Origin of the sequence: Nocardia sp. NPDC058499, assembly GCF_042719915.1 — a bacterium.
Taxonomy (GTDB): domain Bacteria; phylum Actinomycetota; class Actinomycetes; order Mycobacteriales; family Mycobacteriaceae; genus Nocardia.
Genome location: NZ_JBHXMZ010000013.1, coordinates 45,505 through 60,236 on the forward strand (window position 1 = coordinate 45,505; position 14,732 = coordinate 60,236).

Annotated in this window: 16 protein-coding genes; 7 read left to right on the forward strand and 9 right to left on the reverse strand. The window is 66.8% G+C overall.

What is annotated here, in order from left to right; translation table 11 throughout:
- Window positions 1-82: 82 nt before the first annotated feature.
- On the forward strand, window positions 83-457 hold the full coding sequence (locus ACFWPH_RS29670) for a hypothetical protein (protein WP_378755489.1): 375 nt from the start codon (window positions 83-85) through the stop codon (window positions 455-457).
- Window positions 442-585: a hypothetical protein gene (locus tag ACFWPH_RS29675; RefSeq protein WP_378755490.1), complete on the forward strand. Its 144-nt coding sequence runs from the start codon at window positions 442-444 to the stop codon at window positions 583-585. The genes ACFWPH_RS29670 and ACFWPH_RS29675 overlap by 16 nt, the downstream gene beginning before the upstream one ends.
- A gap of 537 nt (window positions 586-1,122) precedes the next feature.
- Here the strand turns inward: ACFWPH_RS29675 and ACFWPH_RS29680 are convergent.
- The 3 genes from ACFWPH_RS29680 to ACFWPH_RS29690 all read right to left on the reverse strand — a co-directional run bounded on the left by ACFWPH_RS29680 (window position 1,123) and on the right by ACFWPH_RS29690 (window position 3,545).
- Window positions 1,123-1,863: an RNA-guided endonuclease InsQ/TnpB family protein gene (locus ACFWPH_RS29680; protein WP_378755491.1), complete on the reverse strand. Its 741-nt coding sequence runs from the start codon at window positions 1,861-1,863 to the stop codon at window positions 1,123-1,125.
- A complete protein-coding gene (locus tag ACFWPH_RS29685; protein WP_378755493.1) occupies window positions 1,842-2,267 on the reverse strand; it encodes a helix-turn-helix domain-containing protein in 426 nt (141 codons plus the stop codon). Before ACFWPH_RS29685 ends, ACFWPH_RS29680 begins: the two co-directional genes overlap by 22 nt.
- Before the next feature lie 423 nt (window positions 2,268-2,690).
- Entirely contained in the window at window positions 2,691-3,545 is an 855-nt protein-coding gene (locus tag ACFWPH_RS29690) for a 3-hydroxyacyl-CoA dehydrogenase (protein ID WP_378755494.1), read from the reverse strand.
- 215 nt (window positions 3,546-3,760) lie between these two features.
- Here ACFWPH_RS29690 and ACFWPH_RS29695 point away from each other — a divergent pair, with 215 nt between their 5' ends.
- From ACFWPH_RS29695 to ACFWPH_RS29705, 3 genes are all read left to right on the forward strand, one after another.
- Window positions 3,761-4,339 (forward strand): TetR/AcrR family transcriptional regulator, encoded by a 579-nt coding sequence (locus ACFWPH_RS29695; protein WP_378755495.1) that lies wholly within the window; start codon window positions 3,761-3,763, stop codon window positions 4,337-4,339.
- A gap of 64 nt (window positions 4,340-4,403) precedes the next feature.
- Window positions 4,404-5,600 carry an NADH:flavin oxidoreductase gene (locus ACFWPH_RS29700; RefSeq protein WP_378755496.1) on the forward strand — a complete coding sequence of 399 codons (1,197 nt, stop codon included), beginning with the start codon at window positions 4,404-4,406 and terminating at the stop codon, window positions 5,598-5,600.
- A gap of 122 nt (window positions 5,601-5,722) precedes the next feature.
- A complete protein-coding gene (locus ACFWPH_RS29705; RefSeq protein ID WP_378755497.1) occupies window positions 5,723-6,082 on the forward strand; it encodes a hypothetical protein in 360 nt (119 codons plus the stop codon).
- Between the two features lie 87 nt (window positions 6,083-6,169).
- Here the strand turns inward: ACFWPH_RS29705 and ACFWPH_RS29710 are convergent, their stop codons facing one another.
- The gene (locus ACFWPH_RS29710) at window positions 6,170-7,612 is read right to left on the reverse strand and encodes a glutamate decarboxylase (RefSeq protein ID WP_378755498.1); all 1,443 of its coding nucleotides are present in this window, start codon (window positions 7,610-7,612) and stop codon (window positions 6,170-6,172) included.
- 344 nt (window positions 7,613-7,956) lie between these two features.
- Between ACFWPH_RS29710 and ACFWPH_RS29715 the strand changes: the two genes are divergently transcribed.
- Window positions 7,957-8,379: a VOC family protein gene (locus ACFWPH_RS29715; protein WP_378755499.1), complete on the forward strand. Its 423-nt coding sequence runs from the start codon at window positions 7,957-7,959 to the stop codon at window positions 8,377-8,379.
- A gap of 2 nt (window positions 8,380-8,381) precedes the next feature.
- Here ACFWPH_RS29715 and ACFWPH_RS29720 read toward each other — a convergent pair whose 3' ends face one another.
- The 3 genes from ACFWPH_RS29720 to ACFWPH_RS29730 all read right to left on the reverse strand — a co-directional run bounded on the left by ACFWPH_RS29720 (window position 8,382) and on the right by ACFWPH_RS29730 (window position 11,615).
- A complete protein-coding gene (locus ACFWPH_RS29720; RefSeq protein WP_378755501.1) occupies window positions 8,382-9,992 on the reverse strand; it encodes a bifunctional phosphatase PAP2/diacylglycerol kinase family protein in 1,611 nt (536 codons plus the stop codon).
- Between the two features lie 90 nt (window positions 9,993-10,082).
- Window positions 10,083-10,544 carry a peptide-methionine (S)-S-oxide reductase MsrA gene (gene msrA / locus ACFWPH_RS29725; RefSeq protein ID WP_378755599.1) on the reverse strand — a complete coding sequence of 154 codons (462 nt, stop codon included), beginning with the start codon at window positions 10,542-10,544 and terminating at the stop codon, window positions 10,083-10,085.
- Window positions 10,545-10,799: 255 nt separating this feature from the next.
- Window positions 10,800-11,615: a class I SAM-dependent methyltransferase gene (locus ACFWPH_RS29730; protein ID WP_378755503.1), complete on the reverse strand. Its 816-nt coding sequence runs from the start codon at window positions 11,613-11,615 to the stop codon at window positions 10,800-10,802.
- A 432-nt stretch (window positions 11,616-12,047) separates the two neighbouring features.
- Here ACFWPH_RS29730 and ACFWPH_RS29735 point away from each other — a divergent pair, with 432 nt between their 5' ends.
- A complete protein-coding gene (locus ACFWPH_RS29735) occupies window positions 12,048-13,292 on the forward strand; it encodes a cytochrome P450 (protein ID WP_378755504.1) in 1,245 nt (414 codons plus the stop codon).
- Between the two features lie 98 nt (window positions 13,293-13,390).
- Here the strand turns inward: ACFWPH_RS29735 and ACFWPH_RS29740 are convergent, their stop codons facing one another.
- Both ACFWPH_RS29740 and ACFWPH_RS29745 read right to left on the reverse strand, forming a co-directional pair.
- Entirely contained in the window at window positions 13,391-13,741 is a 351-nt protein-coding gene (locus ACFWPH_RS29740; RefSeq protein ID WP_378755505.1) for an ectoine synthase, read from the reverse strand.
- Window positions 13,719-14,678, reverse strand: coding sequence for an alpha/beta hydrolase fold domain-containing protein (locus ACFWPH_RS29745; RefSeq protein ID WP_378755506.1), 960 nt, complete (start codon window positions 14,676-14,678; stop codon window positions 13,719-13,721). The genes ACFWPH_RS29740 and ACFWPH_RS29745 overlap by 23 nt, the downstream gene beginning before the upstream one ends.
- Window positions 14,679-14,732 lie beyond the last annotated feature (54 nt).

Genomic DNA, 14,732 nt, shown 5'->3' on the forward strand with positions numbered 1-14,732 from the left:
ACGACGCCACCACTTTGGCCTTTGCGTGCAGCATTCGCGGAGCCGGTTCCCTTTCAGAAACCTCACCTCCGGGGGGAATCGTATGCAACACAACACTATTCGCAGACAGGCTCGCGCGACCGAAGACGGTGGCGCATCGGTCGCCGGAATCCTCGACGTCACCGATAATCACGGCTCGCTGCGCGTCGACGGCTATTTGCCCGGACCGCGCGATGCCCATGTCCCGCCCTGGCTGATCCGCGAGTACGGACTCCGCCGCGGCGATACTCTCACCGGCACCCTCGGGCCCCGAACGCGACAATGCCAAACTGCCGCCGCTGGTCCGAGTCGACAGCGTCAACGGATTGCCGCCCGCCAATACGAAATCGGCGACCACACCTCGCCGACCTGGTCCCCATCTACCCGCACGACCGCCTACGCCTCGAGACCGAGACGCATGAAATGGCTACGTGCGTAACCGGTCTGGTGATGCGGGTCGACAAGGGGCAACGTGCCCTGGTGGTCGCACCACCCAAGGCGGGCAAGACCTCCGTACTGCAATTCATGGCGCACGGTCTCGCCAAGAACCATCCCGATGCCAGCTGATGCTGGTACTGGTCGATGCGCAATATCGGGACATTCTGAGCCACCGGGTCAAGTGAGCAACCGAGGCACAGATGCCGTCGTACAGGTGCCCTACCCGCCGCTGCCGGGGTGGACCCGGCGCACGGGGTGCACTGCAATGCGCGCCGTCGAAAGAACGTATTACCCGGACGCGTTACACGAACTCCCGCCCGGGGACTCGCGAGTCCGGCAGTGGCCGAAGGGCGGTCGCGCTGGGATGGATCGCCGCATCGTCGTCCGGACCACGCTGGTCGATTGCGAATGGCTCAAAGAGGCTTCCGCACTATTACAAGCCACCGAGGCCGGGGTCGGGGCGGTCCCCGTCGCCGGATTAGATGATGACCGGCTCCGAAACCTCGATCCAGCAGTCGTCCCGGCCGGGTATCGCCCTCTTGCGATCGACGACGATCGATCCCCTACCTGCACACCTTGACTTCCTCCCGGACGTAAACGGCCGGGATTCCTCCTGAACCATATGGTCCTCCGGTGAGTTCCTGCTTCACCGAGGCACGCCGCCCGCTACGCGGCCGGACTTACCGCCCCTCCACAAGCGTTTCGACTCTCCGCAAGCCCTGCGGCGAGAATATTACGAGCTGCGTTCAGGTCGCGATCGTGGACAGCACCGCATTCGCACGTCCAATCCCGCACCTGCAACGGCTTCCTGTCCCCGACCATCCCACACACCGAACACATCCGGGTCGACGGAAACCAGCGATCCACCCTGCCGAACCTGCGGCCGTACCGGCGAGCCTTCTCCTCCAGCATCCGGGTGAACATGGCCCACCCCGCGTCGTGCACCGACTTCGCGAGCTTCGTACGTGCGAGGCTCTGCACGCTCAAGTCCTCCACGAATACCGCTTGGTTCTCGCGAATAATCTTCGTGGAATGCTTGTGCGCGAAATCCCTGCGCGTATCGGCCACCTTCGCGTGCGCCTTGGCGACCCTCATCCGGGCCTTCACCCGATTCTGCGAACCCTTCTCCTTGCGAGACAGAGACTGTTGCGCCTTCTTCAATCGTCGTTCGGCCTGCCGCAGAAACCTGGGACTGTAGATTTTGCGCCCGTTCGACAAGACCGCGAATGTCGCCAGACCGAGGTCGATACCGACCTCGGAATCGACCTCGGGCAAGGCCCGATCGTCGATCATGACCACGAACGACGCGAAATACCTGCCCGCCGAATCCTTGACAACAGTGACCGACGACGGCTCCGACGGCAACTCCCGCGACCAGGCAACCCTCAGGCCCCCGACCTTGGCCACGTACAGTCGGCCGTTCGATCGCAGCGCAAACCCTTACGGGTCAGCCGGATCGTTTGCCGATTGTCCTTCCGGGACCGAAACCGCGGATTGCCGAGTTTCGGGCCTTTGCGTGAGCCCGACAGGGAGTCGAACCAGTTCCGGTACGCAGTACGGGCGTCTTGGCAGGCCTGCACCAGCACCACCGACGACACCCCGGCCAGCCACGACCGCTGCGGGGTGCGTTTGGCTTCGGTGACCACCCGCCGCTGAATTTCGGTATCCGACAGTTTCACTCCGGCCGCATGTGCTTGTTCGCGTGCGCAGAGGTTATCGTTGTATACCACCCGCGCACATCCGAACGCCTGTGCCAGCGCGATGCGCTGGCCCGGCGTCGGATAGACGCGGAAGTTGTACCGAAGCTGCACCCGCGCACCGTAACAACCGCTACCGACATTCAGTCTTTGGGCGTGGGCGCTGATCGCAAAGCTGTTGATGCGCTGTCCCGGCCTTGAAGGGCCGGGATTGCACCTTGCATTCCACGGTCAGGTACTCCGACGACACCCTCGAAGCCGGCACCCCTGCCCCTTGTCGGGCCCGCCGTTCGGTGGATCCCGGAGGCCGCCGGTCAGCGGACCGCGTAGGAAAGGCACCACCATCGCGCTGAACTCCCGCCGACCGTGTACGAGCGCTCATCGGCCTCTCGCCCGTGGGTCCGGTACGCAGGCCGATCTACCGGTGGTCCGGTACCCGCGCGACGCCATCTCTCGCCCCGGCGGACCGGATGGTCCTGCCTCGCGGGCCGGCTGGTCGCAATACCGTTCGGCAACGGCCCGCCCGCCAGCGAGGGTTCAGGAGTACTTGTAGAAGCCCTCGCCCGTCGCCACCCCGAGCTTGCCCTTGTCGATGTAGTTGTCCTTCAGCCACGCGGCGAGTTCGCGGGTGTCCTCGCCCGCCACGAGGATGTTGTACGGGGTGTTCAGCCCGATCACGTCGAGGATCTGGAACGGGCCCATCGGGGCGCCGGTGGCGATCCGCCAGGTCTTGTCGACGGCTTCCGGTTCGGCGTAGTCTCCGGCGGCGAGTTCGATCGCCGAGTTGAGGAACGGCACCAGCAGCGAGTTCAGGACATAGCCGGACTTCTCCTTGTGCACCTCGATCGGCACCATACCGATCGAGGACGCGAAGTCGACCACCGCCCGGAAGACCTGCTGTTCGGTCCGGTCGGTGCCCATGATCTCGGCGGTGTTGAACTTCCACACCTGGTTGGCGAAGTGCAGGGCCAGGAACCGGTCCGGCCGGCCGGTGAACTCGCGCATATCGCTGGGCAGCAGGGTGGAGGAATTCGTGGCGAAGATCGTGTGGTCGGGGGCCACGGCGGCGAGCTTCTGATAGGTCTGCCGTTTGATGTCCAGTACCTCGGGGACGGCCTCGATCACCAGGTCGGCGTCCGCAACGGCGGCCGCGAGGTCGCTGGTGAGGGCGATGCGCGCGCGGGCCTGCTCGGTCTGCTCGGCGGTCGCGCCCATCACCTCGTCGCGGTAGGTGGCGGCGAGACCGGTGAGCCGGTCGGAGGCCGCGTCGAGGGCGGCCTCGCTGATGTCGTAGGCCTGCACCGGGTATCCGGAGTAGGCGATCTGGAATGCGATCTGGGAGCCGAGCACCCCGGTGCCCAGGACTGTGACCGCGCGAATCTCGATGGCCATCGTGTTCTCCTTACCGGTCGGATCGAACGGGCTTCGCTGACGCTCACGGGCATGCGTAGACCAGTAGACCAGGATCGGCCGGAGCGGCGGCGGGCCCGGACGGCCCCCGCGTTTGCGATCGCGTAACGACTGGCAGGTCATACGTCAGCCAGGTGTTTCAATCATTATTTCAATCATTGATTGAAATTTATGCGGTGCGGTGGTTCACTACGCGTATGCCCCAGAACGTCTCGGCCGCCACCCGGGAACGCTTGCTCACGGCAGCCGAACGGCTGCTGCTGACCGAACGCTACGAAGAGGTCTCGGTGCGCCGCATCTGCGCCGAGGCCGGCGCCAACGCCGCGGCCGTCCACTACCATTTCGGCTCCAAAGAGGCCCTGCTCGCGGCCCTGCTGGAGGACCGGCTCGGCGCGCTGTGGGCAGACCGGCTGGCCGAGGCCACCGCCGCACCGCGCGCGGTCGCCGAAATCGTGGACGCGATCCTCGCACCGTTCACCGACCTGGCGGCCGATCCACTGGGCCGGCTCCATCTGCGCCTGCTCGCGCAGTGCGTTATCGGCCGGCAGGTCCTGCACTGGCAGCAGCAGTGGTTCCGCATCGATTCCTGGTCCGGACTGCTGCCGCAGGTGGACGAACGCGAGAGCCGATACCGCTGGATGCTCGCCTTCGACCTGATCATCATGCGTTTCGGCGCTGCCGCCGCCGACGACCGGCCCCTATCCCCGCACACCGCGGCAACCCTGCGCGATTTCGTCGTCGCCGGGCTCACCGCACCGACCGGAGACAACCGATGAGGCGAAATCGCCACCCTCGCCGCGACCTCCGCGAACCGCACGCATCAGCCATAAAGGAGACTCGGTGACCGACGTATTCGCACCCACCACCCTGGGCCCCCTCACCCTGCGCAACCGGGTGATCAAGGCCGCAACCTTCGAGGGGCGCACCCCGGACGCACTGGTCACCGACGATCTGATCGAATTCCACCGCGAGGTGGCCGCCGGTGGGGTCGCAATGACCACAGTGGCCTATTGCGCGGTCGCTCCCGGCGGGCGCACCGACCGGCACCAGATCTATATGCGTCCCGAAGCTGTCCCCGGCCTGCGCCGGCTCACCGATGCGGTCCATGCCGAGGGCGCGGCGGCCGGCGCGCAGATCGGGCACGCCGGCCCGGTCGCCAATGCCGCGTCCAACCGCGTACCGGCGGTGGCACCGAGCCGCTTCTTCAGCCCGCTCGGCATGGCCCCGATGAAGGTGCCGACCATCGGCGAGATCGGCGAACTCGTCGCCGCCCACGCCGATGCGGCCGAGCTTGCGGTCGAATCCGGATTCGACGCGGTGGAAATCCATTTCGGGCACAACTATCTGGCGAGTTCGTTCCTGAGCCCGATACTGAACCGGCGCAAGGATGCCTACGGCGGTTCGCTCGAGAACCGGGCCCGGTTCGCCCGCGAAATCGCGCGCGCGGTACGCGAAGCAGTCGGCGACCGGGTCGCGGTGACCGCGAAACTGAATATGGAGGACGGAATCCGGGGCGGTTTCACGCTCCCGGAGTCGCTGCAGGTGGCTTCCTGGCTGGAGGCCGACGACACCCTCGACGCACTGGAGCTCACCGCGGGCAGTTCGCTGCTGAACCCCATGCTGCTGTTCCACGGCGCGGCGCCGCGCAAGGAGTTCGCGAAAACACTGCCGGCGCCGGCGCGGTGGGGTTTCCGGATGGTCGGCAAGGCTTTCCTGCGCGAATATCCTTACGAGAAGGCGTATCTGCTCGAGCGGGCCCGGCAGTTCCGTCGTGAACTGTCCATGCCGCTGGTCCTGCTGGGGGGTATCACCGATCTGGAGTCGATGCAGCTGGCGATGGCGGAGGGGTTCGAGTTCGTCGCCATGGGCCGGGCACTGCTGCGTGAACCGGATCTGTTGCGGCGCATCCAATCCGATGCCGCCACCGAATCGGCGTGCGTACATTGCAACGAATGTATGCCGACGATCTACAGTCGCACCCGGTGCGTGCTACGGCTCGATCCACCGAAGCCACTGTCCGCCGGTAAGACGAATTAACGGACACCTATTGAATGTGCCGTTGTTTAACGGTATGGTTCGGGTTATCGAAATCGCGCTTCCCACAGAGCGATTGCCCATGAAGCACCCGCCGCGGCGGGAAACCGATAGAGGACCGAACCATGCACCGTAGTTCACGCACCCGACGCTTCGTCACCCGTATCGCCGCCACCGCCGTGATCGCGGCGGCACCGCTGGCCGTCGCCGCCGTCCCGGCCCTGGCCGATCCGGTGGCGGTCACGGCGAGCAGCGAGGCCGAAGACGTCAGTCGTCCCGGTCGGCACGGTTACGGCCGGCATGACCACAGCTGGAACGGCCGGCACGACCACGGCGCAGGGTGGGACCGCGGCCACCGCAACCGCCACCGCCACGGCCATCCCGGCTGGAACCGCGGCTGGAACCACGGCCCCGGTTTCGGCCACGGTTTCGGCCAGGGGCTGCCGCTGCCCTGGTTCCTCCCGCGCACCGGCAGCGCTTTCTGACCTGACCGACGGTTCACCATTCAGCGGACACTTGCCTGGTGGGCGCGGAGCAGCCGGCGATCGGCTCCGCGTCCACCCCGCCGGGGCTCAGTGACCGTCGCCCGCCGCCGGGTTCGCGCTCTGGACACCGATATCGGCACCGTGCGAGAACGACGCGGATTCCGCACCCCGCTGCGGCGCCTGCTGAGCGCGCAGCCGCGGTAACGCCCGTTCGAACGCACCGACGAGTAGATCCGCCAGGTCATGGCTGAAACCGTTGCGGACCACGATGCGCAACACCGCCAGATCCTGCCGGTCGGCCGGGAACGTGTAGGCGGGTACCAGCCAGCCCTGTTCACGCAACGCCGCGGAGACATCGAACACCGAGTACCCGGTCTCTTCCGGGGCCAGCGTGAAGGCGAAGACCGGGAGCTGGCGCCCATCGGTGATCAGCCGGAACGGGCCCAGCTGCGCGATCCGGTCGGCGAGCGCCGCGGCTACTTCCCGGGAGTAGCCCTGCACGCGTTCGTAACCACGACGGCCGAGCCGCAGGAAGGTGTAGTACTGCGCCACCACCTGCGCGCCGGGCCGGGAGAAGTTCAGCGCGAAAGTCGGCATCTGGCCACCCAGATAATTGACCCGGAACACCAGTTCGTCCGGCAGCGCCGCGGCATTCCGCCACAACACCCAGCCCACACCCGGGTAGACAAGCCCGTATTTGTGCCCCGAGGTGTTGATCGAGGCCACCCGCGCCAGCCGGAAATCCCATTCCAGGTCCGGATCGCAGAACGGGGCGAACATGGCGCCCGACGCGCCGTCCACATGCACTGGAACATCCCAGCCGCGTTCGTCGCGCAGCCGGTCCAGTGCCGCGCAGATCTCGGCGACCGGTTCGTAACTGCCGTCGAACGTGGAACCGAGCACCGCGACCACCCCGATGGTGTTCTCGTCGCAGTGCGCCGCCGCCTCGTCGGCCGTCAGATGAAACCGCTCCCCCGACATCGGCACGAGCCGCGCTTCGACATCCCAGTACTCGGCGAACTTCTCCCAGCACACCTGGACGTTGCTGCCCATCACCAGATTGGGCCGGTCGGCCGGTTGCCCGGCCACGCGCCGCCGCTGCTGCCACCGCCGTTTCAACGCCAACCCGGCGAGCATGCACGCCTCACTCGACCCGGTGGTGGAACAGCCGACGGCACGGCCGGGATCCTCGGCATGCCAGAGATCGGCGAGTACCCGCACACACCGCTGCTCGAGTTCCGCAGTGCGCGGATATTCGTCCTTGTCGATCATGTTCTTGTCGAAACATTCACTCATCAGCGTCTGCGCCGCCGGTTCCATCCAGGTGGTGACGAAGGTCGCCAGATTGAGCCGGGCATTACCGTCGAGCAGGAGTTCGTCGTGCACGATCTGGTAGGCGGTATCGCTGTCGATTTCGTCGGTGGGTAGCCGGTTACGCGGTACCTCGAGCGGTTCCCGCGTGAAGACCGGGTTCACCGCGACCCGGTCACGATCGTTGTCCGGCGAATGCGCCGGATGCGTCAGCGCCATGGAAACCTCTGGGTTATCGGCGCGCCTCCGGCGCGCGGGGTTCGGCCCTCCCCGTGGTGCCCTCGGTGGGTACGCCAGGAGTATGCCCTGGTCAAGACTGTTGCGGGCGGACCGCCGCTGAGTTCGGCGAGCCCGCCACGCGGCGCACGTACCGAACTGGAATACATGGGGGTGTTCTGCTGCGGAATCGGCGAGCGGGAGTTAGGTTCGGCAGTGATCTGGGCCTCCGGTGCAGCATCCGGACTCGGCAGTACGGTTGCCGGCGAAGCGACAGCCCAGGTCGTGCACAACGCCCAGCCCCGCGTTCCTCCGATATCCGCATTCCAGCCGAGAAGGAGATCCGCATGAAATCCGTCAACCCGTACCTCATGTTCAACGGCAACGCCGAGGAGGCGTTCACCTTCTATCAGTCCGTATTCGGCGGCGACCTCCAGCTGATCCGCTTCGGCGATATGGGCGAGGCCGAGAACCTGCCCGCCGAAGCCAAGAACCTGGTGGCGCATGTGGCGCTGCCGCTCAACGGTGTCGAACAGATACTGATGGGCTCGGACTGCCCGCCCGGACAGACCGTCGATGTCTCCACGCGCCCGAACTTCACGGTATGTCTCGAACTCAGCGATCAGGACGAGGCGCGGCGACTGTTCGATGCCCTCGCCGTCGGCGGCACCGTCGATATGCATCTCGCCAAAACGGAATGGACCGAACTGTTCGGAATGCTGACCGACCGGTTCTCCATCCCGTGGATGTTCGATTTCGGCGGTCAGTAGGCCTACCCGGAACCGCCGAGACCGCGCATCGCCAGGGAGATGCGGCCGGTCACCGGGACGCGGAACACCTCCGGTAGCCACGGGGCCCGACGGTGGTGCGGGCGGCTGCGGTTCGCCCAGAGCGGATTGGATTCGTCCCGGCGGTAGACCGCCAGTTGCCCGGCCACGGAAAAACGCAGATCGGTCGCGCTGCCGATCACCTCACCGTCGGCGGCGAGCGCCTCCGGCTCGGGTAGATGCACATGCAACTCGGGCAGCTGGCGTTCGCCGTACACCCGGCTGTGCCCGATCGCGGCCGATACCAGCGCGACCACCGCGCGGGTCCGCGACCACCGCAGATCGGCGCGCAGCCAGCGCACATCCAGCAGACCGGAATCGAGCCGGTCCCGGAACGCGGGTACCGCGCCGTGCGGATGGTAGGGGCCGTTGCCGACGAACAGGAACCACACCCGCTGCCAGCGCCCGTCCAGGAAGATTTCGATGGGTTCGGCGCGGCGCAAGGTGACCACGAGCGCCGCGGCGAAGGCCGGCCATTTGCCCCACCGCTTCTGCCACTTCTCCCGCAACCGGACCAGGTCCGGGTAGGACCCGAGGCTGAAGGTGTTGATCAGATGCCTTGTGCGGGTGCCGTTTGCGTCCCCGTACTCGACGGCGGCGATATCGACCGCCACGGCCTCGCCGACGCCGGTCGCGTCGATTACTTCACGCAGATCGTAGACACCCAGATCGCGGGCGAAATGGTTGAGCGTGCCGGTGGGGATCACGACCAGCGGCAGGTCCTTGCGCAGCGCGTATGCGGCCACGGCCGCCACGGTGCCGTCGCCCCCGGCCACGCCGACCGCCAGCACCGGCCCCTGCTGCGCGTCCACGGCCTGTTCCAGCTGCTCGGCGCAATCCATATCCGGACGGGTCCGCAGGACCGTCGCCGCGGGCATGGCTGCGGCGATATCGCCGGTGGGGTCGTAGTTCGCGTCCCCGGAGACCGGGTTGACCATCACCACCAACCCCTTGCCGTCCGCGAGAACAGGTACTTCGGGGACGATGCCCGCCTGCGCCTCGTCGGATTCGCGTACCGGCCACCAGCGCCGGGTGGCCAAGGCGATCCCGGAGCCGACGGCCGCGCCGACCAGCACATCCGACCCCCAGTGCACACCCGTGTGCACTCGCGAATAGGCGACGGCAGCCGCCACCGGCCCCACCACCAGCGCGGTACGCGGGCTCTCCATCGCCACCGCCGTAGCGAACGCGGCCGCGCTGGCACTGTGCCCTGAGGGAAACGACGAGGAGGTCGGCGCCGGAGCCAGCCGCCGATGCGCGGGCATCAGTTCGGCGGCCGGCCGCCGCCGTGCGAAAACGGATTTGAGCACCACGTTCGTCACGAAGCTGGCACCGGCCACCGAGGCGACCCCACGCGCCGCAGCCCGCCGCGGCGACCCACCCTGGGAAGCCAGCAGCGCCGCACAGGCCATCCACAGCACACCGTGATCGGCGCCCGAGGTGAGACGAAGCAGACCCGCATCGGCCCTCGAGGCAGGCAGTCCCGCCACCGTATCGCCCACCGCGCGATCTATCCGGCCGATCCTGCGGAACCTACGGCGCGTCCACCTACTCACCCGCCCGACACTACCCAGCGCATGCCTACCCCCGCGACTCCACGGGAAACCGGCGGATCTGCCGGTCGGGCACCGGAACTCGGACCCCACCTACGCCGAGGTCCGCCGCGGCAGCTTCCAGCCGGGTCGCGGGAAATGGCAGGTGTAACCGTTGGGGAAAGTCTGCAGGTAGTCCTGGTGCTCGGGTTCGGCCTCCCAGAACTCGACCGCCGGTGATATCTCGGTGACAACCTTGCCCGGCCACAGCCCGGAATCCTCGACATCGGCGATCGTTTCGAGCGCGACCCGCTTCTGCTCGTCGTCGAGATAGAAGATCTCGGAGCGGTAGCTGGTGCCGATATCGTTGCCCTGGCGATCCTTCGTCGTCGGGTCGTGGATCTGGAAGAAGAATTCCAGCAGCGCCCGGTAGTCGGTCTGCGCCGGGTCGTAGACGATCTCCACCGCCTCGGCATGGCCGGGATGGTTGCGGTAGGTGGGGTGGTCGTTGCGCCCGCCGGTGTACCCGACCCGGGTACCGAGGACCCCCGGTTGCTTACGGATCAGCTCCTGCATACCCCAGAAGCACCCACCGGCCAGGATCGCCTTACGCGTTTCGGTCACGCTTCCTCCTTCGTCCCCCACATTATGCGTCCCGCGTACAACGCCGATGGCACCCGGGAAAGTCCCCGAGCCGAGCCGGTGCACCGTCTCCACCGGATCCACTGCGCCGTGGTCGTCAGGCCCGCCGCGCCGTGTCCATCAAGTCCGCTGTGCTGTGTAGGTAAATACGTTGCGCTGTGATCAGCAGGTGCCGCTGTGCCGTGTAGGTCAGACCCGCTGCGCTGTGACCAGCAGATACTCCCATTCCATCCGCCCACCACCGAGATCGTGCGCGACCGCGAGATCGGTGAGTTCACGGTCCAGTTGCCCGGTGCGTTCCGGATCACCGGCCAAGGACTTGTAGACCGCGATGGTGGGCCCGTAGTTGGTCTTGAAGAAGGTACGGAAGGCGTCGGCGTCGGCAAAGCAGTCCACGACGGCGTGCTCGCGGCGCATCTCCAGCCCATCGACCCGGTCGCCGAGCAGCGCGGTGACATGCTCCTCCGACCCCCACAGCGGCGGCGGTTGCGCACCGGCGGGCGGCGGCGGAGCGAACGGTTTCATGGCGGCGAACATCTGCCCGATGAACCCGGTGGGCGTCCAGTTCACCAACCCGATCGAACCACCGCTTCTGGTGACCCTGACCAGTTCGTCGGCGGCCGCGCGGTGGAACGGTGCGAACATGATCCCCACACACGAGATCACCACATCGAATTCGCCGTCGGCGTAGGGCAGCGCTTCCGCATCCGCCTGCTCCCAGCGCAGCTGCACCCCGGCCGTCGCGGCGTTGCGGCGGCCGGCCTCGAACAATTCGGGGGTGAGATCACCGGCCACCACGTCGGCACCCGCTGCGGCAGCCGGTACGGCGGCGTTCCCTGTTCCGGCCGCGATATCCAGCACCTTGGTACCCGGCCCGATCGGTGTGGCGCGGACGAGGCGCTCACCCAGGCCGGGTATCACGTCGTCGGCGACCCGGGAGTAGTCACCGGACGCCCAGATGGCTCTGTGCTTGGTTTTCAGGTCCCCGGTCGCGGACTGCGTCATCGCCTGCTCCTCGCATCGGAACTGCAGATTTCACGGCATGTCGCGCCCTCCGGAGAAACACTTCTCGCGGCCGTCCGTGCGGTTGTCGAAACGCCCGGCCGGATCGCTACCGGACCGTCCCATTGTCGGCCTCGAGGCGGCGGACCACAATGCCCGCGGCGTGCGAACCACTAGGGCCGCGATCGAGGTTTCTGCGCCGTCGGTGGCCGCCCGTTGTCCGCGTATCGGGCATATGAACCCTCAACGGTCCGATCGCTCGCCGGGCCGGAGCCATCTGTTCACCGGCCCCGGCGAACGTTGTGACGTGGATGCGACATTTTCGGTAAACCCGCTGAGGCGCAACACAATATGTGCATCAATCGCGTAGTGTTCCATTTCGGGGCCGGGACACGGGAGACCCCGGCCCACAGCGCGAAACAGTATGGAGCCCTTTTGACAACCCGACAGTTCGACGCCCCCGCCGCCCGCCCAGTACACGGTTCCCCGGTCGCCGACGGTGGCCCCCGGTTCCCGCTGTACGCGCCCGAGTTCGCCGAGAACCCGCACCGGGTGTACGGGCAGATGCGCCGCACGCATCGGTCGATGGTCCCGGTCGATCTGGCTCCCGGTGTGCCCGCGACGCTGGTGATCGAACATGCGGTGGCGGTGCGCATCCTCAACGATCACGAACATTTCCCGGCCGATCCGCGCACCTGGCAGAAGGATATGCCTGCCGACTGCCCGGTCCTGCCGATCATGCAGTGGCGGCCCGTCCCCGCCCGCAGCACCGGCGAGGCGTTCCGGCGCTACCGGTCGGCCAACCTCACGGCTCTCACGGATGTGGATCTGCACGGGCTGCGCGCGGCGGTGTCCGGCCTCGCGACCCCGCTGATCAACTCCTTCTGCGAAACGGGTAGCGCCGACCTCCTTCTCCAGTACGCGTTCCCGTTGACCTTCGGGGTCTGCAATACGCTGCTCGGCTGCCCGCAGGAGATCGGGCAGCGGGTATCCGCCGGAATGGCCGCCATGTTCGAAGGTGCCGACGCCGGCGAGGCCAACCGGATGATCAATGCAGCCCTGGCCGAACTGGTCGCCTACAAGCGCTCGAACCCTTCCGACGATGTGACCACGCGGCTACTACAGCACGAGGCGGGGCTCGACGAAGAGGAGATGGTGCACCAGCTGGCCGGCCTGTACGGCGCGGTCATCGAACTCCAGCAGAACCTGATCGCCAATACCCTGCTGCTGATCCTCACCGAGGATCGTCTGGGCGGCAGCGTGCTGGGCGGCAGCCTGTCCACCCGCGACGCCATCGACGAAGTACTGTTCGACAACCCGCCGATGGCGAACTTCCTCATCACCTATCCGCGGCAGCCGATCCTGATCGAGGATGTCTGGCTACCCGCCCACCAGCCGGTGGTCATCAGTATCGCCGCCTGCAACCACGACCCGGCGATCCGGTCCGACGATCACCGCGGTAACCGCTCGCATCTGTCCTGGGGTCTGGGCCAGCGCAGTTGCCCCGCGCAGACCCCGGCGTATCTGGTGGCCCAGGAGGCGATCGATCAATTGCTCGACGCCCTGCCGGAGATGGAAGTGGATATGCCCGACGGACCGGATTGGCGCCCCGGCCCGTTCCACAGGTCGCTCACCACACTGCCGGTGAAGTTCCCGCCGTCACCACCCTTCCCCGGCTGACGGCGCTATCTCGGCCGGGACGAGTCCGGTGCGCCTCGCGGCTGATGTACTGCGACCGGGCCGGCCGACACCGGGCCGGTCCGATCCGGTTCGCCGTTTCAGTCGCTGCCGGGCGGTACCGCGGGAGTGAATACGCAGTACATCCGCAGCTGGGTGTCGGCGATGATGGTGTGGTGTTCATGCCTGTCGAGCAGGTACATGACGCCGGGGGCGAGCGTATGGGTGGTTCCGTTGTCCCGGTCGATCAGGTGGCCGTGGCCTTCGATGAGCCAGACGGCCTCGATGTAGTCGGGATAGTGCAGCGGGGTTTCGGTACCGGCGGCGACGGTGGTCTCGTGATACGAGAAACCGACATCGTCGTCGGACAGGACGATCCTTTTCGAGGTCCAGTGATCGGTATCGACCTGCCGATCGGTTCCGGTGATGTCACGGGTTGTCCGCACGATCATTGCCGATTTCTCCTTCGCTGTTCGCCGGGAGTGCGGTGGGCGCTGTTCGCAGGAAGTGCAGTAGTTCGCCGGTCGCCTGCCGGGCCTCCGGAATTCGTTTCATAATCCAGTTGTGCATCATCCCGGGGTATTCGTGCAGCTCAACCGGGACTCCGGCCGCATCGCCGAGTTCGGCTACGCGGCGGGCATCGGGTAACAGGATGTCGCGGTGACCGATGAAGACGACGGTCGGCGCGAGGCCGGTGAGATCGGCGAACGCCGGACTGATGTGCGGGTCATCCAAGGCCCGGTCCGCCGCAAACCATCGACCGGCCTGTTTCAAACCGGAGACGCCGAGTTCCGGGTCGCGGTCGTCGATGGCGAGCGATAGCGGATCGTCGGTGGCCAGATCGATCCACGGGGAGAACAACGCCAGGGCCCGCGGTTGCGGGTGTCCGCGTTCGTACAGGTGGCGGGCCAGGGTGAGGGCGAGCGTGCCGCCCGCCGAATCACCGAAAACGATGCGGTTGGCGGGTGCGGTCCCCCGGGTCACCCGATCGTAGGCGCGCTCGACCATCGGAATGATCGTCCGGTGATCGTTCTCGGGCGCCAGCGGATACATCGGCAGGGTGTAGGTGCATCCGGTCCGTGCGACGATCCGGCCCGCGAACCGCCAATGATGCGGTTCGGGCGATTCCACGAATCCACCGCCGTGCATATGGAAGATATGCCAGGGCGAACTCGGCCCACCGGGTGGTGTGAGGGTGTAGACCGGGCGGCCGTCGACTTCCTGGCAGGTCACGTGGTATTTCGCCGTGATACGCCGCGGGGGCCGGGCACGCTTCGGCTCCTGATGCCGCGGCAATCCGTCGCGCATGGCCGCAGGATCGGCATAGAACCGTTTGTTCCGCCGCAACCACATCCGGGCGAACAGCGCCCGCGCGCGCCATGAGGTCATGGGCTGCCTGCCCATATGCGAGCCCGGACGGGCCGCGGGGCATCGTGGTGAGCG